Origin of the sequence: Thermococcus sp. ES12 (assembly GCF_012027515.1) — an archaeon.
Classification (GTDB): Archaea; Methanobacteriota_B; Thermococci; order Thermococcales; family Thermococcaceae; genus Thermococcus; species Thermococcus barossii.
Genome location: NZ_SNUP01000003.1, coordinates 192,115 through 218,996 on the forward strand (window position 1 = coordinate 192,115; position 26,882 = coordinate 218,996).

28 protein-coding genes and 1 CRISPR repeat array are annotated in these 26,882 nt (G+C 54.2%); of the genes, 11 read left to right on the forward strand and 17 right to left on the reverse strand.

Annotation, left to right across the window (positions count from 1 at the left end):
• Position 1: 1 nt before the first annotated feature.
• Complete coding sequence (locus E3E37_RS08890) at positions 2-2,365, reverse strand: DEAD/DEAH box helicase (RefSeq protein WP_167716692.1); 2,364 nt, start codon at positions 2,363-2,365, stop codon at positions 2-4.
• 49 nt (positions 2,366-2,414) lie between these two features.
• Here E3E37_RS08890 and E3E37_RS08895 point away from each other — a divergent pair, with 49 nt between their 5' ends.
• Positions 2,415-2,885, forward strand: a complete 471-nt coding sequence (locus E3E37_RS08895; protein WP_167716695.1) for a hypothetical protein — start codon at positions 2,415-2,417, stop codon at positions 2,883-2,885.
• Here E3E37_RS08895 and E3E37_RS08900 read toward each other — a convergent pair.
• The 8 genes from E3E37_RS08900 to E3E37_RS08935 all read right to left on the reverse strand — a co-directional run bounded on the left by E3E37_RS08900 (position 2,834) and on the right by E3E37_RS08935 (position 10,379).
• Positions 2,834-3,493, reverse strand: coding sequence for a ScpA family protein (locus tag E3E37_RS08900; protein ID WP_167716697.1), 660 nt, complete (start codon positions 3,491-3,493; stop codon positions 2,834-2,836). The genes E3E37_RS08895 and E3E37_RS08900 overlap by 52 nt on opposite strands.
• Before the next feature lie 5 nt (positions 3,494-3,498).
• Positions 3,499-3,918: a nucleotidyltransferase domain-containing protein gene (locus E3E37_RS08905; protein WP_088864962.1), complete on the reverse strand. Its 420-nt coding sequence runs from the start codon at positions 3,916-3,918 to the stop codon at positions 3,499-3,501.
• Entirely contained in the window at positions 3,905-4,309 is a 405-nt protein-coding gene (locus E3E37_RS08910; RefSeq protein ID WP_088864963.1) for a HEPN domain-containing protein, read from the reverse strand. The genes E3E37_RS08905 and E3E37_RS08910 overlap by 14 nt, the downstream gene beginning before the upstream one ends.
• 5 nt (positions 4,310-4,314) lie before the next feature.
• Entirely contained in the window at positions 4,315-7,881 is a 3,567-nt protein-coding gene (smc, locus tag E3E37_RS08915; protein WP_167716698.1) for a chromosome segregation protein SMC, read from the reverse strand.
• 59 nt (positions 7,882-7,940) lie between these two features.
• Positions 7,941-8,366, reverse strand: coding sequence for a DUF835 domain-containing protein (locus E3E37_RS08920; protein WP_088864965.1), 426 nt, complete (start codon positions 8,364-8,366; stop codon positions 7,941-7,943).
• Between the two features lie 175 nt (positions 8,367-8,541).
• A complete protein-coding gene (gene mce / locus E3E37_RS08925; RefSeq protein ID WP_088864966.1) occupies positions 8,542-8,943 on the reverse strand; it encodes a methylmalonyl-CoA epimerase in 402 nt (133 codons plus the stop codon).
• Positions 8,940-9,899, reverse strand: coding sequence for a methylmalonyl Co-A mutase-associated GTPase MeaB (gene meaB, locus E3E37_RS08930; protein ID WP_167716869.1), 960 nt, complete (start codon positions 9,897-9,899; stop codon positions 8,940-8,942). The genes mce and meaB overlap by 4 nt, the downstream gene beginning before the upstream one ends.
• Before the next feature lie 48 nt (positions 9,900-9,947).
• Positions 9,948-10,379: a cobalamin B12-binding domain-containing protein gene (locus E3E37_RS08935; protein WP_167716871.1), complete on the reverse strand. Its 432-nt coding sequence runs from the start codon at positions 10,377-10,379 to the stop codon at positions 9,948-9,950.
• A gap of 119 nt (positions 10,380-10,498) precedes the next feature.
• Between E3E37_RS08935 and E3E37_RS08940 the strand changes: the two genes are divergently transcribed.
• Positions 10,499-11,155: a PHP domain-containing protein gene (locus E3E37_RS08940; RefSeq protein WP_167716700.1), complete on the forward strand. Its 657-nt coding sequence runs from the start codon at positions 10,499-10,501 to the stop codon at positions 11,153-11,155.
• An 86-nt stretch (positions 11,156-11,241) separates the two neighbouring features.
• Positions 11,242-13,404: a CRISPR direct-repeat array (repeat unit 30 nt; unit sequence CTTTCAATTCTCCCAGAGTCTTATTGCAAC).
• A gap of 472 nt (positions 13,405-13,876) precedes the next feature.
• On the opposite strand, the gene E3E37_RS08945 is transcribed toward E3E37_RS08940, so the two are convergent.
• From E3E37_RS08945 to E3E37_RS08975, 7 genes are all read right to left on the reverse strand, one after another.
• Entirely contained in the window at positions 13,877-14,431 is a 555-nt protein-coding gene (locus tag E3E37_RS08945) for a Maf-like protein (protein ID WP_167716702.1), read from the reverse strand.
• A gap of 105 nt (positions 14,432-14,536) precedes the next feature.
• Positions 14,537-14,719 carry a hypothetical protein gene (locus E3E37_RS08950; protein WP_088864971.1) on the reverse strand — a complete coding sequence of 61 codons (183 nt, stop codon included), beginning with the start codon at positions 14,717-14,719 and terminating at the stop codon, positions 14,537-14,539.
• Positions 14,703-14,960, reverse strand: a complete 258-nt coding sequence (locus tag E3E37_RS08955) for a hypothetical protein (protein WP_157723235.1) — start codon at positions 14,958-14,960, stop codon at positions 14,703-14,705. The genes E3E37_RS08950 and E3E37_RS08955 overlap by 17 nt, the downstream gene beginning before the upstream one ends.
• Positions 14,953-15,186 (reverse strand): hypothetical protein, encoded by a 234-nt coding sequence (locus tag E3E37_RS08960; protein WP_167716704.1) that lies wholly within the window; start codon positions 15,184-15,186, stop codon positions 14,953-14,955. The genes E3E37_RS08955 and E3E37_RS08960 overlap by 8 nt, the downstream gene beginning before the upstream one ends.
• Positions 15,170-15,403 (reverse strand): hypothetical protein, encoded by a 234-nt coding sequence (locus tag E3E37_RS08965; RefSeq protein ID WP_167716706.1) that lies wholly within the window; start codon positions 15,401-15,403, stop codon positions 15,170-15,172. The genes E3E37_RS08960 and E3E37_RS08965 overlap by 17 nt, the downstream gene beginning before the upstream one ends.
• Positions 15,387-15,638 (reverse strand): hypothetical protein, encoded by a 252-nt coding sequence (locus E3E37_RS08970; RefSeq protein ID WP_167716708.1) that lies wholly within the window; start codon positions 15,636-15,638, stop codon positions 15,387-15,389. Before E3E37_RS08970 ends, E3E37_RS08965 begins: the two co-directional genes overlap by 17 nt.
• Before the next feature lie 48 nt (positions 15,639-15,686).
• Positions 15,687-17,495: a PINc/VapC family ATPase gene (locus E3E37_RS08975; protein WP_167716710.1), complete on the reverse strand. Its 1,809-nt coding sequence runs from the start codon at positions 17,493-17,495 to the stop codon at positions 15,687-15,689.
• A gap of 108 nt (positions 17,496-17,603) precedes the next feature.
• Here E3E37_RS08975 and minD point away from each other — a divergent pair, with 108 nt between their 5' ends.
• From minD to E3E37_RS09010, 7 genes are all read left to right on the forward strand, one after another.
• The gene (gene minD / locus E3E37_RS08980) at positions 17,604-18,341 is read left to right on the forward strand and encodes a cell division ATPase MinD (RefSeq protein ID WP_088864977.1); all 738 of its coding nucleotides are present in this window, start codon (positions 17,604-17,606) and stop codon (positions 18,339-18,341) included.
• On the forward strand, positions 18,338-19,081 hold the full coding sequence (locus E3E37_RS08985) for an ATP/GTP-binding protein (RefSeq protein ID WP_167716711.1): 744 nt from the start codon (positions 18,338-18,340) through the stop codon (positions 19,079-19,081). The genes minD and E3E37_RS08985 overlap by 4 nt, the downstream gene beginning before the upstream one ends.
• Before the next feature lie 120 nt (positions 19,082-19,201).
• Positions 19,202-20,644: an asparagine synthase-related protein gene (locus E3E37_RS08990; RefSeq protein ID WP_167716712.1), complete on the forward strand. Its 1,443-nt coding sequence runs from the start codon at positions 19,202-19,204 to the stop codon at positions 20,642-20,644.
• A gap of 143 nt (positions 20,645-20,787) precedes the next feature.
• On the forward strand, positions 20,788-21,993 hold the full coding sequence (locus E3E37_RS08995) for a cell wall-binding repeat-containing protein (protein ID WP_371731709.1): 1,206 nt from the start codon (positions 20,788-20,790) through the stop codon (positions 21,991-21,993).
• A gap of 38 nt (positions 21,994-22,031) precedes the next feature.
• Positions 22,032-23,060 (forward strand): glycosyltransferase family 4 protein, encoded by a 1,029-nt coding sequence (locus E3E37_RS09000; RefSeq protein WP_167716713.1) that lies wholly within the window; start codon positions 22,032-22,034, stop codon positions 23,058-23,060.
• 41 nt (positions 23,061-23,101) lie between these two features.
• Positions 23,102-24,121 (forward strand): L-threonylcarbamoyladenylate synthase, encoded by a 1,020-nt coding sequence (locus E3E37_RS09005; RefSeq protein ID WP_167716714.1) that lies wholly within the window; start codon positions 23,102-23,104, stop codon positions 24,119-24,121.
• A gap of 64 nt (positions 24,122-24,185) precedes the next feature.
• The gene (locus E3E37_RS09010; protein ID WP_371731710.1) at positions 24,186-25,373 is read left to right on the forward strand and encodes a hypothetical protein; all 1,188 of its coding nucleotides are present in this window, start codon (positions 24,186-24,188) and stop codon (positions 25,371-25,373) included.
• Between the two features lie 18 nt (positions 25,374-25,391).
• On the opposite strand, the gene E3E37_RS09015 is transcribed toward E3E37_RS09010, so the two are convergent.
• Positions 25,392-25,820 carry a hypothetical protein gene (locus tag E3E37_RS09015; protein ID WP_167716877.1) on the reverse strand — a complete coding sequence of 143 codons (429 nt, stop codon included), beginning with the start codon at positions 25,818-25,820 and terminating at the stop codon, positions 25,392-25,394.
• Between the two features lie 81 nt (positions 25,821-25,901).
• Between E3E37_RS09015 and E3E37_RS09020 the strand changes: the two genes are divergently transcribed.
• Entirely contained in the window at positions 25,902-26,606 is a 705-nt protein-coding gene (locus tag E3E37_RS09020; protein WP_167716715.1) for a nucleotidyltransferase domain-containing protein, read from the forward strand.
• Positions 26,607-26,649: 43 nt separating this feature from the next.
• Positions 26,650-26,820, forward strand: a complete 171-nt coding sequence (locus E3E37_RS09025) for a hypothetical protein (RefSeq protein ID WP_167716716.1) — start codon at positions 26,650-26,652, stop codon at positions 26,818-26,820.
• The last annotated feature ends 62 nt before the right edge of the window (positions 26,821-26,882 follow it).

Consider the following 26,882-nt stretch of genomic DNA (forward strand, 5'->3'; position numbering starts at 1 on the left):
CTTAAGCTTTGTCCTCGTCCTCCACGTAGGGTGCCGTTATTACTTTCCTTATCTCCCTCGCCTTCTTTGGACCAATGCCTTCGACCTCCTGGAGTTCTTCCTCGGTAGCCGTGAAGACGCGCTCAACGTTACCAAAGTGCTTCAGCAGTCTTTTGGCGAGGGTCGATGAGACGTGGGGCAGGCCCTCAACTATCAAACGCTGTCTCTCAGCGAGCGTTAAAGCCTTCTTCTCGCTCCTCAGGCGGACTTCCTTCTTCCGCTCCTCCTGCTCGCGCTTGGCCATGAGGTAGATGAACTGCGCAGTCTCCTCGGTTCCGGACGAGAACAGTATCGGCACGCCCCAGTCAATGGTAACGGCCGCTATCGCGCCTCTGATAGCGTTGGGGTGGACGTTCCTTACCCCGTAGAGCTCGCCCTCGATTATTATCACTGGCTTCTCATATGCCCTCTTGAGGCGCTCAACCTGGTCAAAAAGGCGGCCGTCTATTATCGACTGGATGAAGTCGTTGGCGCTCTTTCTCTCTATCCCCACCTCCTCGCTGACCACATAGTCAGCGACGTCGAGCGTTCTGACTTCAATCTCGGCGCCAAGCTCTTTGAGGTGCTTGGGCACGCCACTCCTGAGCTCGCGGTTGTCCACATAGACGACGATTCCCTTCGGCTTCCTCACGAAGACCGGCTTTATTGGGAGCTTTTCGTAGACCTCCTCCTTGGAAGGCTCGGTCTTTTCGGCCTTTTTCGGCTTTTCCATCTTCTTCTTTGGCTTGAGAAACGCATCAAGCGGGGTTATCTTCCCCTTCGAGGGCATTTCAACACTCTCCGGGACCTTTTCTCTTATTTCAGCCCGGTGTGGATGAGCTTTCTCAAGTTCGCGCGCTATCTTCCTTATCGCATCAAACATCCCCTTCTCCTTTCTCCGGGAGCTCCAGTAGTAGGCCTCATCGCGCGTTCCCCTGGCCATCAGAATAACGACCCTGCCGGGTCTGTGTCTGCCGGTTCTTCCGCGCCTCTGGATGCTCCTTATGGCGGAAGGAACCGGCTCGTAAAACACCACCAGATCAACCTCCGGAACGTCCAGCCCCTCCTCACCCACACTCGTTGCCACGAGAACGTTGAACTCTCCCAGCGAGAACCTCTCGAGGATTTCCTTCTGCTCTCTCTGGCTCATCCCCCTGTCGTTACTCCTGCTAGCCTGACCAATGAAGCGCTCGGCTGAGATGCCCGCAGAGCGGAGCTCCTCAACTATCCTCCTCCCCGTGTCGCGGTAGTTGGTGAAGACGATGATTTTTGAGTCCGGCTTTTTCTTCAGCTGCTCGCTCACGAGTTCCCTCAGCTTCTCCATCTTCGGGTGGTCGAGACCGAGCTCCTTCGCCTGGACGAGGAGATAGATGACCTTTCTCATGCGCGGGTCTTCCATGAGCTGTTTGCTGGATTTTGTCCGCCTGTCCTCTCTGAGCTTCTTGAGGTACGCCCTGAGTGCGGTCAGCCCCTGCGTCTCCAGCAGTTCTATCGCATGCTGAAGCTTCACAGCCTTCGCCTGGTACATTCTAAGCCGGCCCAGCTCGTAGTTGCCCATGGCAACCTCGCGGTTGATTTTAGAGCCCGCCTGGAGGACTTCCCTCTTGGAGATGTCGGGGGAATAGGTCGAGACGAGCTTGAACTGGGCCAGGGGCTTGAGACTCTCCTTCAGCATCTCACGGAGGAGAGAGCGGACTTCCTTGTAGATGCCTGGAAGCTCAACCCTGACCCATTCGAAGGTCATTCTCTGAACGTAGGGCCTGACGTCCGGCGAGCTCTCGGTTCTTATCTCGATGTGCTCTATTCCAAGGTTCTTCACTATCTCGCGTATCCTCATCTCGTCGCTTCCTGGGGAGGCGGTGAGACCGAGAACAAGCGGATGTCTGGCGGTTTTGAGGTACTCCCTCGCTATGAAGACGTAGGAGTAGTTGCCTACCGCCCTGTGGGCCTCATCAAAAACCAGCAGGACAACGTCCTCCAGCGATATCTTTCCGGTGAGAATATCGTTTTCAACAGTTTGAGGCGTGGCGGTGATGACGGTACTCTCCCTCCACACCTCAGCCCTCTTTTCGGGCGAAAGCTCGCCGGTGAGGACGTTGATTTTCTCCGGCGGGAGGTTGAAGAGCTTTCTAAAGCTCTCGGCGTGCTGGAGCGCGAGGGGCTTCGTCGGGGCGAGCATGAGGACCTTACCGCCGTACTTTGAGAGCCGGTAGTCGGCTATGAGCATTGCTATAAGGGTCTTTCCTAATCCGGTCGGCAGGACGACGAGGCAGTTGGTTTCTTTACAGCGCGCGTAGATGACCTCCTGATAAACGCGGGGCTCGATTATATCGCGACGAAGGTACATATGCCTATATCCTCGGCGAAGTTTATAAATTCTCGGACGAACCCCTGCCATGCTCCTCACGAGGCACGCGAAGGAAAGATTGGCCAAGAGGCTCGCGAAGAGGAGGAAGCTCGAGCGCATCTACTCGGAGCTGTGGGCCTTCCTCGACCGCTCTCGAAGGATCGACGTGAACGAAAAGGTGGTAATCTTCACAGACGGGAGAAAGAGCCTGGTCTGTGCCAGGCTCGAATGCGAGAGGCTTTCCCTGGAGGAGATCAGGGAGAGAGTCTCGGGCATTTCCGGAGCATACGAGTGCGTCTTCTTCGATGGACGGGTGTTCAGGCATACGAGGCCGGAAAAGTTCGTCCAGAACCTTTCGGAAGGGGAGTACTGCTTCTACCTGAACAGGGAGAAGAGGAGCCTCTACATAGGAAGCGAGGAACCCCTACTGGTCATAACGGTAAGGCCGGCAAGGGGAGGGGAAAGAAATCAGGCCTCCTCCACGGGCACAACCAGTATGTCCCCGAAGGGCTCCTCCTGAATCAGGTCCACCTTCCCCATGTTGGAGAGGAACAGGAGGTAGAGGAAGGTCCTGGCGACTATCTTCGGAGTCGGGTCAAAGACGAGATCCCAGAAGTTTATTGGCTCCCTTGTTTCCCGGTACATGTTCACGACTATCTCGTGGAGGCGGTAGACGTGCTTCTCGATGTCCACGCGGAAGTCATCGACGACGAAGACCTCCTCCTCTATCTCGACCTTCTTTTTCTTCCTGGGCTTTCTCTTCTCAGCCTCCTCCAGGGCGTCCATCAGGGCATCCAGGAGGTCGTCGAAGGTGTAGTAGCGCTCGACCCTCCTGAGCGGCGGGGCGAGGGGCTCGACCTCGACCCTTATGCGCTCGTCGTGGTGTTCCCCCTCTTCCTCCTCGTCCGCGTGGAGCAAAGCCTCGCTCTTCATTCTCACCAGTATCGACGCCGCCAGTATCGCCCTGGCCGAAACCCTGAGGTCAAGCTCCTTCATCTCCCTGAGCCGTTCGATGTACTTCTCGGTCAGGTCAACTATGTCTATGTTCCAGGGATCAACCTTACCCATGGTGACGAGCTGGAGGAGAATGTCAACGGGCGTTATCTCCTCCTCGCGACGGGATTCCATAAGTTTCACCTCTCAATTCTAATCCAGCCCCGCTCAAAACGGCGGAACTTTCTTCTGACGGCGTTGAACATCGCCGTCAGTTCCTCAAGATAGTCCTCGTCAGCGTAGAGAACCTTCCCATCGGAGAGGGCGTCAAGTATGAGTGGATGCCCCCTGAGGAGCATTTTTCTGATCTCCCCGGGGGTGTAGGCCTTCGCATCAATCGGAGCACGGGTTCTGTCGAGGTCGTAGAGAAGTTTCAGACGCTCGTTCGGATTCCTGGGAAGGTCCTCCGCAACCACCAGAACGTCCACGTCGCTTCCCAGACCGAACGTCCCCCTGGCAACTGAGCCATACAGAAGTATCAGTTTTGGATTGAGGGCCTTTTTGACGGCCTCAACGTACTCCCGGATTTCCCGCCCGTAGGGAAGTTCACTGGACCTCATCGGCAACCCTCCTGACGAAGGCTATTATCGCAAGCGATGAGTTGATGGCCTCCACGGCATCTTTCTCCCCGTAGTACTCATAGGGAGCGCCCTCTATATATGCATCCGGGTACCTTGGGGGGATGTAATGCCGGTCCAGCAATCTGGCGCTGTCAAAGAGTTCCTCTGGAACATCAACCTCCTTCGAGAGCACGTCGAGTAGCCTCTTTATTGAGTGGCCGTACGCCATGATTCCAAGCCCAAATAGCAGGGCCTTGACGGCATACTCCGCGGCCTGCTGTGCCTTGAAGCATGCCCACGAATAGAATCCCGACTTCATGTCGTTCTCGGCACTCCTGAGGGTGTACTCTGCCTGGGAGAGCCATCGCTCGAATTCCTCCCTGTCAAACATCGAGCTCACCCGCCCAGGTGGCCGAACATCTCGGCGTGCTCGGCCTCGCTCCTCTTCCTCGCTTCTTCCAGTATCTTCATGGCCTTCTCAAGGCTCAGTGCAACGACGCGGGAGACGCCGTTCCTCATGCTGACCCCGATTATCTTGTCCGCGTTCGCCATCATGACGTCCCTGAGTGTAATCACGATGAACTGGCTGTTCTGGGAGGCCTCCTTGATGAGGTCGGCGACGCGCTTGACGTTGGCGTCGTCGAGGTGTGCATCGATCTCGTCGAAGAGGTAGAAGGGAGCCGGCTTGTAGCGCTGTATGGCGAAGACGAAGGCTAAAGCCGTTAGAGCTTTCTCACCGCCGCTCATGGCCTCTATCCTCTTGACGTCCTTTCCAGCGGGCTTGGCCTCTATCTCAAGACCTCCAGCGAATGGGTCATCCGGGTTCTCAAGGATGAGCCTCGCACTCCCGCCCGGAGAGAGCTTGGCGAAAAGCTCCGAGAAGTTCCTGGCTATCTCGCTGAGGGTCTGCATGAAGACGTTCCTCTTCTGGCCCTCTATCTCCTCGATGAACTCCTCTATGCTCTCCTTCTCAGCGACGACCTGCTCGCGCTTGCTCTTCAGCTCAAGGTAGCGTCTCTCAACGACCTCGAAGTCTTCTATGGCCTTCATGTTCACCGGTTCGAGGGAGCGTATCTCCTCCTCCATCTTCTCTATCTGCTCCCTCAGGGCTTCGAGCTCCAGCGGCACTTCCTTGATGCTCCGAATTAGCTTGGCGTCGTGGTGCTTGAGCTCGTCCTGCTTCTCCTTCAGCGTTGCCTCGTACTGGGCGAGCTTTATCTTGAGGGTGTTGGCTTCAATGCGGAGCTCCTGGAGTTTGGAGCTGAGCTCGTCCTTCTCCGAGCGGAGGTCTATTATCTCGTTCCTGACCTTCTCGCGCCTCTCGCGGAGCTCCTTAAGTTCGTCCTTCACACTCTCCTCGGCCTTTCTGAGCTTCTCCAGCTCCTTCTCGAACTCCTCTATGGCCTTCTCGTTCTCGGCGATGTTTGCCTTGAGGGCGTTTATCCTGTTCACCAGCCCCTCAATCTCCTCCTCAAGGTCAGCCTTCCTCGGGAGAAGTTCCTCATTTATCCTTATCTCAAGGTTCTCAAGCTTGCTCTCAACCTTGCTCAGCTCCTCCCTCAGCTTGCTTATCTCGTGCTCCACTTCCCTTATGCGCTGGTTCAGCTCCCTCGCTTCGGGGTTCTCAAGGGCCTTCTTGAGCCTCTCCTTCTTCTTTTCGAGGCGCTCTATTCTTCCGCGGAGCTTCGCCATATCGCCCTTCGTCCCGTGAATCCTCTTCTCAAGAACCTCAATGAGCCTCTCGCTCTCTTCAATTTCCTCCTTAAGGGCTTTGTCCTCCGAGAGAAGGCGCTCCATCTCCCTCTGAACCACCTGAAGGTCCTTGCTCAGGTCGCTCTTTTTCATGCGGAGCTCAAAAAGCTCGTTCTGAAGTCCCTTAACCTCAAGCTTGAGGGCGTTGATTGACGACTCCAGAGCTTCCTTCTCGCGTTCGAGCTTTTCCACACGCTTCCTTATCTCATCGACGTTTATCCCGAGTTTGCCCCTTGGCCTGTAGTGGCCACCGGTTATGGCACCGCTCCTCTCAAGGAGCTCGCCGCTAAGGGTCACCATGCGGACCTTTCCAATCCCTACGGTTCTGGCCTCGTCCATATCGCTCACGATGAGCGTGTCGCCGAGGGCATAGGCGACGGCGTTCTTAAAGCGCGGGTCGTACTGGACGACGTCCATCGCCGGAATCCCGAGGGAAGGCTTCTCGCGCATCGAACGTGGCTTAATCTTGTTTAGCGGGAGGAAAGTTAGCCTTCCGAGCTTCTTCTCCTTGAGGAGCTTGATGGCCTTCTCGGCGACTTTGTCATCCTCGACAACAACGTTGTCGTAGTTTCCACCGAGGGCAACCTCAACGGCGAGAGCATAGCCATTGTCCGCAACGGTTATCAGCTCACCGAGGGGACCGTAGAGACCGGGGATGTTCTGGCTCTTGAGGAACTCGACCGCGCGGTTTCCACGAACCTCACGCTGGGCTTCGGCCTTTATCAGCTCCTCCCTGGCCTTTGCAAGCTCGTCCTCGACCTTTCTGAGGGCTTTGCTCTTCTCCTCAAGCTCCTTTTCAGCCTTCCTGAGCCTTGCCTCGGCCTTTGACATCTTCCCGTCTATCTCTCCCAGCTCGGAGCGCTTCGCCTCAAGGGATTTCCTGGCATCATCTATTTTCGACTTGAGGGCAGTTCTCCTGGCAGTATCCTGGGCAATCTTGCCTTTGAGACGCTCTATCTCCTCCTCGAACTTCTTAATATCGCTCTCCTTCATGTAGAGCTCCTTCTTGGCCTCCTCCAGTTCGTCAACGACCTTGTCGAAGTCCTGCTTGGCTATGGCAAAATCCCTGTCAATCTCACCGAGCTTGACCACCAGCTCGTTTTTGATGACCTCTTTTTCCTTTATCTCCGCCTTGAGCTTCTCGCGCCTCTTGCTCCAGCGCTGAATGGCATTCCTGCTCTTCTCGATTTCCTCCGAGACCTTTTTGAGCTCCTCTTTCGTCTTAGCCAGCCTGTGCTGGCTGTCCTCTATCTCCTTCTGAGCCAGCTCGATGTTCTTCTTCGCCATTTCGATCTTCGACTGAACCTCGCTGATCTTTCTCGTGACCTCCAGGATACCGTCCTCACTCTTTTCCTCAAGCTCCTTTTCGATGGCGTTCAGTTCCTTCTCCTTGGCGACTATCTCCTTGGCTATGTCCTTGAGACGCTCCTCTATGGCGGCTATCTCCGCCTCTATCTCCTTGTCGCGGAGGTTGTTCTCCTCAATCAGGGACTTGAGCTTCCTTATCTCGCCCAGGAGGAGGGTAACCCTGGCCCTTTCAACGCGCTCCTTGAGGTCAAGGTAGCGGAGGGCGTCGTTGCGCTCCTTTTCGAGCTTGTCAAGCTGGGTCTTGACCTCGCGGATTAGAAGGTCAACGCGCGCCAGGTTCTCCTCCGCCTGCTTGAGCTCCTTGAGAGCCTTCTCTTTCTTCGCATCGTACTCGGCTATTCCGGAAATCTCGTCTATGAGCATCCTCCTCTCGGTCGGGCTCATCTTTATGAACTTGGTGATGTCACCCTGAAGGACAAGGTTGTAGCCCTCGGGTGAAATCATCGCTGCACTGAGGACGTCAAGGATGTCGCTCCTGCTGGTTCTCTTACCGTTGAGCCAGTATGTGCTCCTGCCGTCTGGATAGACACGGCGCTTTATCACAACCTCATCCTCATCGATGGGAAAACCCCTGTCCTCGTTGTTGAAGTACATTGCAACCTCCGCGTATTTAGCGGGAGCCTCAGTTTTTGTGCCAGCAAAGATCAAATCGCTTATCCTCGTTGCGCGCATGGCTTTGGCAGAGAGGCCGCCGAGAACGAAAAGAACGGCGTCACCTATGTTGCTCTTTCCAGAACCGTTGGCACCAACGATCGCTGTAAACCCCTTAGAAAGCGGAACGACTACCTTTCGGTTACCGTAGGATTTGAAACCTTTCATTTCAATCTTCTCGATGTACGGCATGCCCTACACCTAAATTGGAGAATGATGAAGTAGGTTATATAACTTTACCTGCCGTGCGCTCACTCGACTATTCTGCGGAGGACGTTGAGTAGCCTGTTATCCAGGCCATCACTAACCGTGACATAGAAGTTGGAGTTCTTCATGACGGCCATGTCCCGTATCTTGCTGACGAAGCGAAGAGTTGGCTCAACGCCATTCTCGATCATGAGGTATTCAACGGCATCGAGAACAACGTCGGATTTCTCGTTCTGGAGCCTGTCCCACACGATCTGCTCGATAACGTGTAGCCTCGATGGGTGAACCGCGTTCGGATGAGAAACTTTAGTTATCCAAATCTGATAGACATTTGGAGCGCTAACCTCGAAGGGGGCCCTCCTTGTTATAAGAATCTTCCCTCTCTTCGGATTCCTCACCAGAATGTCGTTGAGACGGCGATAGTCCAGTATCCGTGACTCCCTTCTGAGGGGTCGCCCCCTAAACATCATAAGTCATCACTTCGTACACATGACTTGGATATGGTTCTTACCACCTTACAGCCACAGAAGGTTTGCAAACATGCCTAATAAACGTTACGGTGTGAATCTAAGCAAAGAACTGTTCCAACCTTTCAGTTAAATATGAAAGAAGGGCATGGTACCAAACGCCACTATTTCCGGAACATCATTCCTTTCTCTCACAGAGTTCGAGAAGCACACCTGTAACTGCCTTCGGGTGGACAAAGGCTATCCTTGCGCCGCCGGCACCTATGCGCGGCTCCTCATCTATGAGCCTGTAGCCGGCCTCCTTGAGCTTTTCAAGATGCTCCTCAATGTTATCCACGCCGAGGGCTATGTGGTGTATGCCCTCACCGCGCTTGGCTATGAACTTGGCTATCGGCGAGTCCTCGGCGGTCGGCTCCAGGAGCTCAATTCTGCTCTCGCCGACGTGGATTATCGCCGTCCTTACCTTCTGGTCCGGAACCTCCTCGATCTCCTCGACCTTGAGACCGAGGCCCTCCCAGACCTTGATGGCCTCCTCCAAGTTCTTAACGGCTATACCAACGTGGTCTATCTTCTTTATCATGCCTTCACCCCCAGGGCTTTTTCAAGTACCAGATCCGCGGCAGAGTAGGGATCGATTTCACGCATCACAATCTTCTCTATCAGAGACGCCACATCCTCTTCATCCAGCCTCTCGCTTATCATCCTGGCTATCTTGCCGGAGACTATCGTCTTGACCTCTTCCTCGGCCCTGAACTTCCTTTTACGCTCTATCTCCCCGCTCCTTTCGAGAAATTCATGGTGCTCCTTTATAGCCTCCCAGAGGTCTCTAATTCCCCTCATGGTTGTGGCGACGGTTTCAACTATCGGCGGTCTCCAGCCGCGCTTCTCCCAGCGCTCCTTCTCCAGGTCGAGCATGAGGTTGAGCTCAAAGTAGGTCGCGTCGGCCCCCTCCTTGTCGGCCTTGTTGATAACGAAGATGTCCGCTATCTCCATGAGGCCGGCCTTTATTGCCTGCACATCGTCCCCCAGCCCGGGAACGGTGACTAGAACCACTGTATCGGCGGTCTTCACGATGTCGATTTCAATCTGGCCGACACCAACGGTCTCAACGAAGATGACGTCGCAGCCATAGGCGTCGAGAACCTTTATCGCATCGCTCGTTGCCTTGGCGAGGCCACCAAGGGAGCCGCGCGTGGCCATGCTCCTTATGAAAACCCCGGGGTCGGTGGAGTGACGCTGCATTCTTATCCTGTCACCGAGCAAAGCCCCACCGGTAAAAGGCGACGTGGGGTCTATGGCTATAACGCCCACGACCTTTCCCTCTTCTCTGGCGACCCTGATGAGCTTGTCGAGAAGCGTTGATTTCCCTGCCCCGGGCGGTCCGGTTATCCCGACGATGTACGCGTTGCCGGTGTGGGGGTAGATTCTTGAGATTATCTCCCGGGCCTTTTCCTCGTCGTTTTCGACGAGGGTTATGAGCCTCGCAGTGGCTCGTTTGTCGCCGTTAAGCATGCGTTCTATGAGGTCGTCTATCATCGTCACCACTCGGACAAATTATCCAGCAAGAAATTATAAAGGTTGGGTTCAGGCCGACCTGAACTTCCTGAGCTTCGGAACGTTCTCGTCTATGAATCTTATTATGTCACCTATCGGACTTCCCGGACCGAAAACCTTGGCAACACCGCCTTTTTCGAGCTCCTCCGCATCGTCGGGCGGGATTATTCCACCGGCTATGACGAGCACGTCCTCGTTGGGCTTTATGCCACGCTCCTCAAGGAGGCGGATTATCTTGGGTATCAGGACCATGTGCGCACCGGAGAGGATGCTTATGCCGAGAACATCCACGTCCTCCTGAATGACGCTCTCCACTATTTGCTCCGGGGTCTGCCTTATGCCCGTGTAGATGACCTCAAAACCGGCATCGCGCAATGCCCTCGCGACGACCTTGGCTCCCCTGTCGTGACCGTCAAGTCCGGGCTTTGCAACGAGAACCCTAACCTTGGAGCGCTCGACCATTTTCACCACCGGGTGAGTTTTGTTTCAGCGGTATTTAAAGGTTGTCAAAACTCAAGGTTGGGCTTTACGTTGGATATTTTGTCCAGAAGGCTTTTTAATCCCGCCGAGGAGTTCTTAACATGCTCGAATTTTCCCATGACATCCACACGCACTCAGTCTATTCAGACGGCGTTGGCGGGATAGGGGACAACATAGGCGCAGCCGAGGGGAGGGGACTGAAGCTGCTCGGCATAAGCGACCACAGCCACTACCTCACCGGCCGGGCCTTCAACCGCTACATCAGGGACATCAACCGCTGGAAGGAAGAGGCTGAGATAACCGTTCTGGCAGGGATAGAGGCCAACATAACCCACAGTGGCGTTGACATTGCCGCGGGGATTGTGGAAAAGCTCGATTACGTCATAGCCAGCGTCCATCTCTGGCTGAGCGATCCCGAGGAGTACGTGGAGCTGGTGAAGATTGCTCTCCTCGATGAGAACGTTGACATAATCGGGCACTTCGGGGCGAGCTTTCCACACATAGGCTACCCCTCTGAGGAGAGCTTAATGGAGGTTATAGAGCTGGCGGAAGCAAACGGAAAAGCCTTTGAGATAAGCTCCCGCTACCGCGCCCCCGATGTTGGCTTCATAAGAGAGTGCATAAAACGTGGAGTAAAGCTGGCCTTCGCGAGCGATGCCCACAGGCCAAAGGACGTTGGGAACGTCTCCTGGAGCGAAAAGGTCTTCAAAAAGGCCGGAGGAACGAGGGAAGACCTGTTGTTCGGGGAGTTTTTGTGAGAACTTCAATTCTCCCAGAGTCTTATTGTCTGGGGGGACGTTCCGTCCCCCACACCCCCTCGAACTTCCGCTGGGGTTTTATAGAGTTTCAGGTTCTCTTAGAGTCTTATTGCAACACTGCGATCTTCTTCCTCCACTCCTCGGGAAGGCCGACTTTCAATTCTCCTAGAGTCTTATTGCAACGCAGAAATTGCTGATATCATCAACGAGCTGGAAGCACCTTTCAATTCTCCCAGAGTCTTATTGCAACGGCTACTTAGTGCATTACATCATGAGCAAAAAGGACACTTTCAATTCTCCCAGAGTCTTATTGCAACATGAATGAAGCCGTCGCCGGCTTCGGTGAGTTCGCCCTTTCAATTCTCCCAGAGTCTTATTGCAACAGAGCACCCACATCAGAGTGTCTTCATCAATCTCAACTTTCAATTCTCCCAGAGTCTTATTGCAACGGCTGTTGACGTATTGGGCAACTAATTGTATAGCTTCTTTCAATTCTCCCAGAGTCTTATTGCAACTTGAGGTTTTGGAGAAGGGCGGCATCTTGATACATGCCTTTCAATTCTCCCAGAGTCTTATTGCAACGAACTTGGGGCCGAGCACAGGACGTTACTCCTTGTAACACTTTCAATTCTCCCAGAGTCTTATTGCAACTCTTAAACTTCGTTTTCATCCTTTCAAGCACTTCTTCTTTCAATTCTCCCAGAGTCTTATTGCAACTCGACCAGGCGGTTAAGGAACGATATAAACCCACCCCTTTCAATTCTCCCAGAGTCTTATTGCAACCCATATGGTTCCGTTCACAATGACAACTCCATCAGCAAGCTTTCAATTCTCCCAGAGTCTTATTGCAACGGAGCGTGATGGCCATGAACCTTGACCCCATAGTCCTCTTTCAATTCTCCCAGAGTCTTATTGCAACAGAGCTAGAGCTGGTTTCAGTCGAAAAACGCCATGACCTTTCAATTCTCCCAGAGTCTTATTGCAACCACCAACGCGGCGATTAACGCGGCGATAATAACGACCTTTCAATTCTCCCAGAGTCTTATTGCAACTCCTCCAAATAGCCGACCAGGACCTTATAAAAGCGCTTCTTTCAATTCTCCCAGAGTCTTATTGCAACCTGTCCCAACTAACACATCCGTAACGTGCTCTAAATCTTTCAATTCTCCCAGAGTCTTATTGCAACTTGTGAATAGCTTCAATTACGGGGCTGTTAAGGTCACTTTCAATTCTCCCAGAGTCTTATTGCAACCTTAAGCACCCTTTCGAGTATCTCGTAAGCCGTCTCCTTTCAATTCTCCCAGAGTCTTATTGCAACCTGGGGGGCTCGGCAAAATTTGACCGTGTGGGCTTCTTTCAATTCTCCCAGAGTCTTATTGCAACTAAGCGAAAGTGTGACAGCAACAATAATAAAAACGACTTTCAATTCTCCCAGAGTCTTATTGCAACGCAATGCCGCCAAAAGTGTTGAAAGCTTATGAACTGCTTTCAATTCTCCCAGAGTCTTATTGCAACCTCTGGATCCTGGGGTCCATTGGGATCGCGATGTCGGCTTTCAATTCTCCCAGAGTCTTATTGCAACCGGTATAAGTGGGAAGAGATAGATGAAGAGCGGTTTACTTTCAATTCTCCCAGAGTCTTATTGCAACTGTGAATTTACCAGCATTGTTAACAACGCTTATACCTCTTTCAATTCTCCCAGAGTCTTATTGCAACTTACCGCTACAAGGCCGCCTAAAATCTTCCCTAATCCCTTTCAATTCTCCCAGAGTCTTATTGCAACAGTCCACTCCTCTTTGAGTAGAAACGCACATCGTAGCTTTCAATTCTCCCAGAGTCTTATTGCAACTTAAGCGAAAGTGTGACAGCAACAATAATAAAAACGACTTTCAATTCTCCCAGAGTCTTATTGCAACTTTAAAAAAACCTGGAGGTGGTAAAAAATGAAGAGAACTTTCAATTCTCCCAGAGTCTTATTGCAACTCGTTAAACACCACCGCGCCGCCAGTTGAAACCTCGACTTTCAATTCTCCCAGAGTCTTATTGCAACCCCGCCTGGTCGGCCCGCACGCGACTTATAAGTTCAAACTTTCAATTCTCCCAGAGTCTTATTGCAACCTCCCCAGTTCTCCGCCCTTTATACTAATCGAATACCTTTCAATTCTCCCAGAGTCTTATTGCAACCCTCGTCGTGGTTCTCATCCTGACCGCTCCATCAGCTTTCAATTCTCCCAGAGTCTTATTGCAACAGGGCGATTTTTGCCCTCTTTTGCCTATTAAATTGTTAGAAAGCCTCAGATATTTAAGGTTTTCTGGAAAACATGCCGTAAACGGCCTCTCTGAGGCCTCTGGTTTGGAGCCAGCTGGTTCGTGATCCTGTCAGCAGGGGGTTGTTGCAGGGACTTTTTTGATGGGGCTCTGGAACGGCATATAGACTTCCCGAGGGAGGCTTTCCCTGTTTTTTGGGACAATGCCCTCCAGAAAGCCTTTAGGACCAAAAGCCCCACTCTCAACAGGGTGCAGGTTGCTTGGGGCCCTCTGCTCTCCCATGACCACTTTCCGAAAGAATTTCGTTTTAAAATTGTGGCAGGAGTGTTACCATTGGTTACAAATTTAGGAGAGAAGAAATCAGCTTCCAGGAGCCTCAAAGGGCAGAGTTTTCATTAAACTCGTGTCCCATCCTCCAATACCGAAAATGGGGATAGAACAGCGTGATAGCCGCTACATAACCCGAAATCCAAGCTCCCTCAGCTTCCAAACAATCTCAAGCGGGAAGCCGACGACGTTGTAATAATCACCCCGAATCCACTCAACGAAGATGCCCGCTTTGCCCTGTATGCCGTAGGCTCCGGCCTTGTCCATCGGTTCACCGGTTCCGATGTACTCCCGTATGAGCCCATCGTCCAGCTCACGGAACTTGACCTCTGTGACGGCAGCCCCGCAGTGTTCTCTCCCCCGGTGGATGATGCAGTAGCCGGTGGTTACGAGGTGAACCCTGCCGCTGAGCATCTTCAGCATCCTGAAGGCGTGCTCTTCGCTTTTCGGCTTGCCGAGGATGTGACCATTTATCGAAACCACAGTGTCGGCCCCGATGACTGTCCCGCCGACGCGGTTGTAGACCTCCCGTGCCTTCCTCCTGGCGAGTTCAACTGCATAATCCTCCGGGTCCCTCAGGTGGCACTCCTCACTGGCCCTGCTCGGCACTACCTCGAAGTCTTCGATGAACCTGGCGAGTATCTCGCGCCTTCTGGGTGAAGCCGATGCAAGAACCAGCATGGTCTCTCCTTTCGGAAAGGGTTAAAAAATCTTGCGAGGACTTAACCCGGCGATGAAGACAATTTCGCTAGCTGAGGCGTGATGAGTACCCTCGCAGCGGAGCCCTCATGTGGTTTCTTTTCTGCACTTAGCCCACTTCTCGATGCTTGAAGCGGCCAAATACACGAGAGCGAGTATCCATAGAACACTCCCAACCACCAGAGCCTTTGGGCCGACCAGGAACACGGAGAGGTAGACAACCAACCCCCCGATAGCCAGGGACCAAAAGACCTTATCTTTCCAAACCATCACCATCACCCCTCTGTCCCTCAAGCTTTTTCAGGTGAGATTCAAGCTCGATAACTCTGGATTCCAGACGCTCGACTTCCCGCACGAACGCCAGCAGCAGGAACATCAGAACGACGAAAGCTATTGCCAGGAGAAAGGCTGCATCAGCCCTCTTCTCCGGCCGGACCCAGAGTACCAACGCAAGCGATGTCAGCACCGCAAAGAGCACGGAGAGATCCCTTACGAGCCTCATCTCAGCCATCCACCTCAACCCTTCTCCTCAGAGCCTTTATCTCGCGCCGCAGTTCCCGCACCTCCGAGTTCAGTTCACCCAGTTCATCGACTATCCTCAGCATCGTCCAGCCAACGACAACAAAGAGAAGCACCATCATCAGGGCAAAAAACCATCCCACCGGATACACGAGTGCGAGGATTGAAAGGACTATCACGGCAAATCCCCGGGCGGAGAGGTCAGCCATCCGCGGCATCCCCCTGGCCCTTTAGAGATTCCAGCTCCATCCTCAGGGATTCGAGCTTCCCGTTGAACTCCCTCCGCATCTCACCCATCTTCCAGACGACGAGGCCGATTCCCATCAGGAGGGCCCCGGCAAAAAGGCCGGCTCCATACGTTGCGAACATCAATACCAGCCCGAGTCCGACCACAATCGCCCCAACGGCCTCAAGGGCGTCATGCCTCTTCTCCACCCTCCCCTCCCTCCATTCCCTTCTTCAATGCCTCGAGCTCTCTCTTCAGGCTTCTGATGTCATCGCTGATCTCCCACGTCTTGACCATGAGTGCCAGAAGAAGGAGCAGGGGTAGCAACTTGATTATGAGGGGCACCACTCCTGGGGCGCCTGGGATGAAGGGGACGAGTATCAGGAGGATGAAAAAGACTGCCCCGATGATGGCTATGATGTCGGCGGCGCCCAAGCTTACCACCAAATAAAAGAAGAAATCAAACTATAAAAGGTTTTCGAAGTCAGCAGGTCAGGCGGTCGCCCATATCGGTATCCCCGCCTCGATGAGCCTCTTGAGCTCCTTGCCTATGGGCGTGTTTTTGCTCACCTTAACGAGGCCCTTCTTGCTTGGCGTTGCGGTGAAGACATACTGTTCGCCGCCGTAGAACTTGAGGGGCTTCTTGGCGTAGTCCGGGGAAACTCTAAGGACTATCGTTTTCTTCTTCTCCTCAACCTCGACGGGTATCTTCTCCTTCGGCCTCTCCGCCTCCCTCTCGGCGAAGCTCTTGACGTCTATGCTTATCCCTATCCTCTTCTCCAGCTCGGTTATGCGCTTGCCCTTCTTGCCGATTATGGCCGGAATGTCGAACTCATCTGCATAAATGACCGCCTTGTGCGGGCTGACTATCTCGACCTCGGCATAAACGTCGGGCAGGAACTTCTTTATCTCCTGCTTGAGCCTCTTCTCGGCGAGCCTTAATGCCGGAGCCTTCTCCTCTCTCTTGACCGGAACGACGCTTATCTCCTCGCCGTAGGTGTAAATCTCGTACTCCAGCTCGCCAGTTTCGAAGTCCCTGACCTCTATGACGGGCCTCGCCAAATCCTCCTCCCTCATGCCGCTCGGCACCTTGACGAGGTATTCGAGCGTGAGAACCTTGGCAACGCGGCCGGCCTTGATGAAGATCACCGTGTCAACTATCTGCGGTATCATTCCAAGCTCGACCCTTCCTATGAACCTCTGCACCGCGTCGATAGGCTTGGTCGCGTGAACCACACCGACCATTCCAACCCCAGCGAGCCTTAAATCGGCGTATATCTTGAAGTCGCTCGTCTTCCTCATCTCGTCGAATATCGTGTAGTCCGGCCTGACGAGGAGGAGTATGTCGCCGGTCTTCTCCATTCTGCCGTTTAAGGCAGTGTACTGTGTTATCTCCTCCCCGACCTGCAGGTCGCGCGGCTTTTCCATGGTCTTCACTATCCTGCCCATCCCCGCGTACCACTCCGCTAAAGCCTGGGCAAAGGTTGTCTTACCCTCTCCCGGTGCTCCAGCGATGAGTATTCCCTCGGCCTTGTCCTTGAGTCTCTCCATGAGCTTCTCGCTCAGCTCGTAATCCTCTATGCTGAGCTTCTTGACCGGCCTCACGGCGGTGATCTCTATCCTGTCCGCGAAGGGAGGTTTGGCTATGACAATACGGTAGTTCCTGAGCTGAACGACGGTAGCTCCGGGCTCGTCGAGCTCTATGAAGCTCTCCGGGTCTCTCTTCGCCCTCTCGACTATATCGTCCGCTATCTCCTCCAGCTCCCCGTCGGTCAGAATCTCATCGCGAACCTGAACGAGCCTCCACTCCCCCGGACGGCCCTTCTTCGCGAGGGGTCTGAGGCCAGCCTTCAGGTGGACGCTCATCGTGGTCTCGTCGAAGAAGTCCTCAAGGCGGTGCTTTACCTCCTTCCGGGCGGTCAAATAAATAACCTCTATGCCCTTGGCTATTGCGATGTCCCTCTGCACCTGGTCGCCGGTTATCAGTGTGGCTCCGAGCTCTCTGGCTATCTCCCTGACCATGTTGTCTATCTCCCCTGACTTGGCCCTCTTTATCTGCCAGAGCTCGGGCCTCTCCCCGCGAAACTCAAGAACGATCCTGCCCTCGTTGGCCATTTCACGGAGCTTTTTGAGTTCCTCAAGGCCCACATGACCTATCGCTTTCCCCTCGTTGGCTTGGTGCTCTATTTCCGCTATGACTGCCTCCGGGATGATGACCTTAACCTCGCCCTCGACACCCGCGAGGAACTGCGTAAGCCTGCCGTCAACAATCACGCTCGTATCGGCAACAAACATCCTCATCTCTCTCACCTCAGAAGATTCGAAACTCTCCTTCGATTATGTTACTCCAAAGGGGTGCTACAGCTAAAGGTTCATAAAGGTTTAGCCGAAAAATAAATGGGTGGGACAATGGGTAGGCTGATATCCATAGCCTCAGGCAAGGGAGGCACGGGAAAGACCACAACGACGGCTAACCTCGCCATCGCCCTCGGAAAGATGAACTATCACGTCTGCGCCGTTGATGCCGACCTCACCATGGCCAACCTGAGTCTTGTGATGGGAATAGACGATGCTTACACTACCCTTCACGATGTTCTCGCTGGAAGGGCAACCATAAGCGATGCAATATACGCGACTGCCTACGAGAACGTTCACCTCGTTCCCGCATCAATAGACTGGGAGCACGTCATACGGGCCGACCCCAGGAAGCTCCCCGAGACGATAAAGAAGCTGAAGGATAAGTTCGATTTCGTTGTCATAGACTCTCCTGCGGGCCTTCAGATGGACGCCATGAACGCCATGCTGAGCGGAGAGGAGGTTCTTCTTGTCACGAACCCTGAAATCTCGTGCGTTACCGATACGATGAAGGTGGGGATGGTTTTAAGGAAGGCCGGCCTGGCAATTCTGGGCTTTGTTCTGAATCGTTACGGACGAAGCGAGACGGAAATCCCGCCGGAGGTGGCCGAGGAAGTAATGGAACTGCCCCTTCTTGCCGTCATCCCGGAGGATCCCGCGGTGAGGGAGGCGACCCTTGAGGGCGTCCCCGTTGTGGAATACAAACCCGACTCCGAGGGTGCGAAGGCCTTCATGGAGCTGGCTGAGAGGATATCCAGAATATCCGGCCTCAAAGCCAGGGTGATGAGATGATACTGACGTTCGTGGGCACCGCCGGAAGCGGAAAGACCACCCTGACGAGGGCGTTTGGGGAATACCTTGAGGGGAACGGTTACAGAGTCTCGTACGTCAACCTGGATACGGGTGCGAAGAGATTGCCATACAAGCCCGACCTCGACGTTAGGGACGATGTGACCGCCTGGGAGATTATGGAAGAAGGCTACGGTCCCAACGGGGCCATAGTGGAGAGCTACGACAGGCTCCTTCCGCGGGTTTCTGAGTACATTTCCTCAATTATGAAGCTGAACGGGAGGAGCGACTACGTTCTCCTGGACACCCCCGGCCAGATGGAGACGTTCCTCTTCCACGACTTCGGCGTCCGGTTGATGGAGAACCTCCCCGAGCCACTCACGGTTTATCTGTTCAGCCCAGACATACTGCGGAAGCCCGCTGACTTCTGCTTCGCTCGCTTCTTCGGACTGATGATAGAACTGCGCCTCGGAACAACAACCGTACCGGCGATGAGCAAGGTTGACACAGTGAGCAACATCGATGAATACAGACGGTACCTGGACGATATCGAGTACCTCACCGCCAGACTCCGGCTGGAACCATCCACTCAGGGACTTCTCGCCCACAGGATGTGCCTGGTTTTTCCGGAGCTGGCGCCCCCAACCAGAGTCCTCTACCTCTCATCCAAGACAGGGGAGGGCTTCGATGACCTTGAGACCCTCGCATACGAGCACTACTGCACCTGCGGTGACCTGACGTAGTTCAGCGCGATACGTCGTTTTTGAGCGGGTTTTCAGTTTCCCGCGAAGGTTATGGAAACTCTTTCAAGGGATAATGAAGAAGCCTTTTGGCATCGTACTCCAACTTCATGTGGTGGGAGCATGTGTCTGATAGCGGGAGGAATCGGTGAGGGATTAAGGGAAAGGTTCGTGAGAATGATAATGGCCGGAAAGCACAGGGGAGAGGACTCCTTCGGTGTGTGGACCGAGCAGGGGGTGTTCAAATCCGACGATTTCTCGCGGGTTTCAGAGATTCCCGACGGAAGGATAGGCCTTCTACAATGCAGGCTGGCGATAACCGGCTCCAAATCGTTTACCCAGCCTTTCTACAATGACCTCGCCCTCGTCCACAACGGAGAGATATACAACCACGCCCATCTACGGGCATATCTGGAGGGAAAGGGCGTCTCCTTTGAGACGGACATCGACAGCGAGGTAATCCTCCGGCTGATTGAGAGCCTTCTGGGGAAGGGACTGAGCGTGGAGGAAGCCGTGAGAAGGGCCATGAATATGCTCGAAGGGGACTACGCGGTGGCCTTCAGCGATGGGGAGAGAATTTACCTCTTCCGCGACCCAGTTGGAGTAAGACCCCTCTACTACTCTCCCAATGGTTTCTTCGCCTCAGAGAGGAAGGTCCTCTGGGCGATAGGGGAGAACGCTATTCCAGTGGAGCCGGGGGAGCTCGTCTCAATCTCCCGGTGGGGAGTAGAGAGAAGGAGGATTTTCAGTCTTACGGAGCTTGGGGGGACAACCCTAAGGCCAGATGCCGGAGAGCGTGCGCTTTTGAACATCTTGAGGCACGCTGTGAGGGTTCGAACCGGAAAGAGAACCGGAGTCCTGTTCTCGGGGGGACTGGACAGCTCGCTGGTGGCACTCCTGGTATCCCGCCACTCCGATGTCGTCCTGTACACCGCCGGTGCCGAGGGCAGTCCAGACCTTGAGTGGGCGAGAAAAGCCAGCGAACTCCTTGGGCTTCCCCTCAGGGAGTACGTTTTTGACATGGATGACGTCCGGGAGGCAGTTCCCAGGGTGGTTTTCGCCATAGAGGAACCGAACGCCATGAACCTCGCCATAGGCATACCCATTTACTTCGCCACAAAGCTGGCCGGAAGTGATGGATGCAAGCTTCTCCTCACGGGTCAGGGTGCGGACGAGCTGTTCGGCGGTTACGCCAAGTACCTGAGAGACCCTGCATTGATGGAGAGAGACCTAATCGAGATGGGCGAGAGGAACCTGGCCAGGGACGACAAGATAGCCATGCTCAACTCGGTTGAGGGGCGCGTGCCGTTCCTTGATCTGGCGGTCGTATCCATCGCTATGAGAACTCCCGTAACAGCAAAGATTGAGAACGGCGTCAGAAAGGCCATTCTCAGGAAAGTGGCCCTCAAACTCGGCCTGCCAAGGGAGATAGCCGAGCGCGAGAAGAAGGCAGCCCAGTACGGAAGCCACGCCCAGAAACTGCTCGAAAAGCTGGCTAAGAGTGAAGGCCTGACCCTGAACGGCTACGCTCAAAAAGCTTTTAGAGAGGTTTTTAAACGTGAGTAAACGTTTTTGAACGTCCGTTAATCCTGCGGCGTCTGGTGGGAGGTTTTCCTCCCCCTGTTTCTGTTGGCTCCGAACGGGGGCAAACGATTGCGTGAAAAAGGCTTAAATAAGCCTTTTTCCAAGGTAAAAGCAGGTGAGAAGACGTGATAGGTAAAAAGGGCCTTGTAATCCTTATGAGTCTTATCTTCATCCTGGGTGCCGTGCCCCTTCCCCGCGCATTCGCTGAAAACACCAGGCTGGTCATCCTGGTCAGCGACAACGAGGCGGATTGGGCGATAGCCCAGAACGTGGCCGACCTCCTCGGGGTGCATCTCATAGTCAGCCCGTGGGGGACGTACGACCCCGCTGTGAGCGCCGAGATACTAAGTGTTGAGCCGGAAAGGGTGATAATCATAGGCGGGCCGGTGGCAATACCGGAGGAGTACACAAAGGATTTTGACGAGTTTGGAATCCCCTACGAGCGCTGGTACGGCGAAACCCGGTACGAGACGAACTTCGTGGTGATCCAGGCACTTGGGGAGGAGTTCCCTGAGGCCTTCGACGAAATAGGAACCATCGTCATAGCCAACGGGCGCGATGCGCTGGCCATTGAAGGCTACCTTGAGGCCATGAAGTTGAGACCGTACGAGTTCAAGGGAAAACCGATTCTCATACTGACCGACGAGGGGAGGGAAAACGTTACGATAGCCGCCCTGGAGCGTTTCGTGCGCATATCCGAGGTTAAGTACGCGGCGACGTATTCCGGAAGGGAAAAGCCGATGTTCCCGCTGAATCGTGAGGAGATTGATGCCTGGATGAGGAACCACTTCGCTTCCTACACAGAGGATACTCTCGCCCGATCCCCCACTGAAGGGGAGGTTCATTCCCTGCTCATCAACGTCCAGAACAAGACAGAGCGCGCAGAGGAGCTGCTCGACGGTCTCAGGGTGCCCGATGCCCGGAGAAAGCTGGAGGAAGCGAAGAATGCCCTCAACCTAGCATGGAGCGCGTACAACTCAGGCGATTATTCCAGAGCCTACCAGCTGGCCATGGTCGCAAGCTTCAACGCGGATTTCGTAATATCCCGGGCCTATCGTGAGATGAGAACCGTCTATCAGGGTCTGCCGAACATGCAGCTCCAGAGGGAAATTCAGCAGTTCGAGATTATGGCCAAGGTCCTCAAGAGGAAGGGCTACGACGTAAGTGAGCTGGAATCCCTGATCAGCCAGGCAAAAGAGGCCCTCAAGGATGGCAAATACTCCCTTCTCCTCAACGAGCTGATTCCGGAGATAAAGGAGACCATCGCCAAGCTGACGACCAAGAGGCCCTCGCCCGGAATACCTGGCGGAAAGAACCACAAAAGACCATAAGCCTTTTTAACGTCCCTTCTCCATTTTCTCCGGTCAAAATGCGGATTCTGATGGTAGGACACTACCCACCCCACGGAGGAGGGGTTGCCAATCACCTGGACAGTCTTGTGGGGGAGCTTAGAAAGCGTCATGAGGTTCACGTTCTCACGTACGGGCCCATAGAGCCCAGAACCTTTGAAGCGGGGTTGGTGCACCAGGTCACTGTCCCCCCGGTGTACGGAATCAGGGGGACAACGTTTGCCCTGCTGGGGGCGAGGAAAATACGCAGGTTGCACGAAGAATTTGATTTTGATTTGGTTCACGCCCATTTCATTGGAACAACCAGTTATGCCGCCGTTCTCGCAAAAGGAAGAACAGGACTGCCCCTGGTGGTCACCGCACATGGCAGCGACCTGGAGCACACGGCGAAGCTGACCCTGGGCAGGTTTTATGTCAAGAGAACCCTCGCTGAGGCCGATGCGATTATAGCCGTCAGTCACTGGCTCGCGGTGAAGGCCTCATCTCTCGGCGCGGAAAGGGTCAGGGTAGTGCCCAACGGTGTTAGGTCCCTCCCCTCATCCGGGGGAAAGCGGGAGTACATAACATTCATCGGCGCTCTCAGGGACTACAAAAGCCCGGAGACCTTCATAGAGCTGGCCCGTGAATTTCCGGACGAAAAGTTCTTGGTTGTTGGCGAGGGTCCGCTCCGAAAAAAACTCCAGGCAACCGCACCCTCCAACGTTAAGTTCACCGGCTACCGCCATGACGTGGATGCAGTGCTGGCACGGAGCAAGCTGCTGGTTCTGCCGTCCCTGAGGGAAGGCTTTGGGCTGGTTGTGCTTGAGGCCAACAGCCTGGGCGTTCCCGCCGTGGGAAGGCGTGTGAGTGCGATTCCCGAGCTCATACGCGAAGGGAAGAACGGACTGACCTTCCAGAGCTTTGATGAGCTGGTAGAGGCCGTCAAGGTGCTTCTGAAACCAAAGTTCAACGCCAAAGCTGGGGCCATTGGAAGGAGGATAGCGGGTTTGTACACGTGGAGCGCGGTTGCCCGGGAGGTCGAGAGGGTCTACGAAGAGGTTGTTGGATAACGTTTTTAACGGCCTCCTCTCGGTGGATCTTTGGTGAGAGAATGACGGTAGTAATCAACATGAGAGATGGGCTGGACGAGAGGAGGATAAGGATAGCCGCGAGGTTCATACTGGAGGGAAAACTCGTCGCGTTCCCCACGGAGACTGTTTACGGCCTTGGGGCGGACGCTCTCAACGAGAAGGCCGTGAAGAGGATATTCGAGGCAAAAGGAAGACCTGCCGACAATCCGCTCATAGTTCACATAGCCGATTTCCGCGACCTGAAAAAGCTGGCGAGGGATGTCCCGGAGGAGGCAAAGCTCCTCGCCGAGCGCTTCTGGCCGGGCCCCCTGACGATGGTTCTGCCGAAGAGGGAGGAAGTTCCATTGGTTACCACCGGCGGCCTCGACACCGTCGCGGTCAGGATGCCTGCGCATCCAATAGCGCTCGCCCTGATACGCGCCAGCACTCCGATTGCGGCTCCTTCGGCCAACATAAGCGGGAAGCCCAGCCCAACGCTGGCGGAGCACGTGATAGACGACTTCTACGGAAAAATCGAGGCCATAATAGACGGGGGCGAGACGAGGATAGGAGTGGAATCGACGGTGATAGACCTGAGCTCCGAAAAGCCCACCCTCCTGAGGCCCGGCGGTCTGCCCCTGGAGAAAATCGAGGAGGTCATAGGTGAGGTCGAGATACACCCCGCGGTGAGGGGAAAGCTCGTCGATGTCGCCCGTTCGCCGGGCATGAAGTACAAGCACTACTCGCCCAGTGCGCAGGTGATAGTGGTCGAGGGAAGGCGTGAGAACGTGAGGATGAAAATAGCCGAGCTCGTTGAGGAGTACCGCTCCAAGGGGCTCCGCGTTGGGGTCATGGCAACGGAGGAGTACGATGCGGACGAGTTCTTCCACCTGGGGAGGAGTGAGGGAGAAGTCGCGAGAAACCTCTTCAGAGCCCTTCGTGAGCTCGATAAGAGGGGCGTTGATGTCATAATCGCAGAGGGCATCGAGGAGAGGGGCCTTGGATTCGCCGTTATGAACCGTCTGAGAAAGGCCGCCGGCTATAGGATAGTCTGGGCATAGACAACGCTTAAATATCTGGAGCCCTTAAATTTAGCCAGCAAGCCCTGGACTTGAATCATGTGGGGTGAGAAATTTGCCAGCGAACATTGGACTAGAGGGGCCAGAAGAGCTAGAACAGCTCGCCTTTAAGAGGCTCAATGAGGGAAGAATCAAGGACGGGCTAAAATTGGTTCTTCGCGCCGCGAAAGGTTATGAAGAGGAAGGTAAAACCGAGGACGCGGCTAGGCTTTACAAGTACCTGGGATACGTGCTTCTCAAAAAGACGAAGGCCATTGAGAAGGCCCGCCCCTCCCTCCTGAAGAGCGCCTATCTGTATATCGACCTCATAGAGGAGGAAATCTCCCGGGCCGAAGTTGACCTGGACATTCTTGATGAGTACTGCTCGAACGTCCTTGAGATTTTCATGACGCTTAACGATGAGAAAAACCTGATGAAGTACGCCGAGGAGTTCGCGGCCATCTACGAGGATCTGGGCAACTCCTACCAGGACAACGATGATATACCGATGGCCATAAGAGCATACGAAGCGGCTTATCGCTACTACAGAACCATAAACGACGTTGAGTCATACAGAAGGCTTGCCGAGACACTGATAACCCTCTACGGCCAAATCGCCGAGAGCAGGCTGGAGAAAGGTGACGCCAGAGGTGCAGCGGAAGCATTCTACCGCCTGGCAGGCTTCATCAGGGCAATATTCGGATACGACATACACTTCATAGAGATGATGGACACCGCCGCCAAGAACTTCGAGAAGGCGAGCAAGATAGCCTACTCCCACGGAGACCTCGATAGGACGACCAGCTGCCTCGTGAAGGCCCAGTACGCGTATCTGCTCGCAAAGAACTTCAGCAGGGCAAAGCTTATCGGGCTCAACACCGCGAGGATGCTCTACCAGATAGTGAGCTCCTACAGGGGTAAAGGCGACGATGAGATGGCAGCCGAAAAGCTCACCGAGCTAACGGAAGCCCTCATAGGCATGGGCAAGCTCAACGAAGCCATGGAGGCATACAAGAGTGTCCTGGAAACCAAGAGCGACCTGAGGTTCCGCGTCAGAGTCCGCATAGCCGCTCTCAAGCACTTCGCGGCGTCCACCGGGTCTGAGGAGGTTCTGGAGGATATAGAGACCGTTGAGTACTACTTCAACAAGAAGGCCTACCTGCGGGCTCTGGAACTTGCGGAGAACGCTATGATGAGAGAAGGCCTCAAAGATGCCGCAAACAGAATCCACGAGGCAGAGGGCATATATCATTAAGGGAAGAAGGGAAAGAAATCACTGAGGCTGGGACTTGACTTCAACCCTGGGAAGCGGTATGTGGTAGGGCAGGCGCATCTCCTTGGCCATTAACATGAGAATGGGAGAAACCTCCTTGGTTATGAAGTTGACGACCTCGGCAAAGGTTAGGGAGTCTATCTTTTTCTCATCTTCCCAGAGGTTCAGTATCTCGTCCATTTTATCCTTCTGGGGCGGGAGGTAGAGTATCGCGCCCTCAATCGCACCCTGGGCTATTCTGGGGTTGTAATCAATCTCGTATCTGAAAAGTATCTCTATCCCGTTCATCTTTCCGGTTGGAGTGCGTATCTCCCCGAGGCGCATCTCCTTGACCTTGGGGGAGAGCCTGACCTCTATCTGGCCCTGGGGCACCGCTAGGGTAACCTTCTCAAGCTCTATCTTGGTTATGTTGAACCCAAGCACTGGCATCTCTTTCACCACCCAAAACTGGTTCCGGCTATATAAAACGCTATCGGTAGGGCTTTAAACGTTCCGGTCGAGCTTAGCTCGATGCCGAGGGAAAAGGTTGTTCGCGTCTGGGATGAAAGGGAGGTCGTGTATACCCCCAAAAGATGGCGCTATCTCTGGGAAAAGAGGGAGAAGGCACTTTCGATCATGGAAAGGCTTGAAAGCTTTGATCCCCAAATCTACGGCAGCGTGGCAAGGGGAGACGTAAGAAAGGACAGCGACGTGGACATCTTCATACCCTACAGGGTTCCGAGCTACCTAGTTGAGCTGGCCCTTGAGGGCCTCGTGGGCAGGCGGAAGATAGTCATGGCGACGCCCTGGCACCTGATAAAGGGGGTCATAGAGATAGACGATGAAACTACTGTAACGTTTCCCCTGGTTGAGCCAACTGGCAGGGAGCTGGAGTTTTACAAATGGGGAGGAATGACAGATTTATGGGGCTTGAAGACGGGGCAGCGCGTTCCAGGCGTAAACAAGAAGCTTATTCTAATAATCCCAACAGAAAGGGGGCACATCGAGAGGGAAGTGGTCGGACGTGAGAGTGAAGTTGCCAGAACCCTCGGCGTGAGCGTGGACATCGTCACCGAGCGCGTCCACGTTTTAACGAGGAGGGACGCGATTGGGAGGACCGGCATCTACCTGAACGAAGAGGTTCCAGAGTGGATGACCTTTGAGGAGGCACTGAAGCTCATAGCGGACCGCGACCCCAACGTGAGGAGAAAGGTTAGAGAGAGGGGAGGGGTTTAGCAATCTTTATATTCCCCGGCGAGAAGATTGAGTAGGTGGGAGCGTGGAAACCGTTAATGTAAAGGTTCCAAAGGAGTTTGAGAAGAAGGTTAGGGCATACCTCCGGGAACTCGAGAAAAGGCAGGAGATTCTAAAGCAAACAGCAGGGATAATGAAAACTGAGAAATCTGCCAAGGAACTCAAGGTGGAGCTCTATGAAGAGATTTATGGTTGATTCAACGGTTCTCATCGAGCACCTGAAGGGAAATCCAAAGGCCACAGACCTCCTTGAGGCTG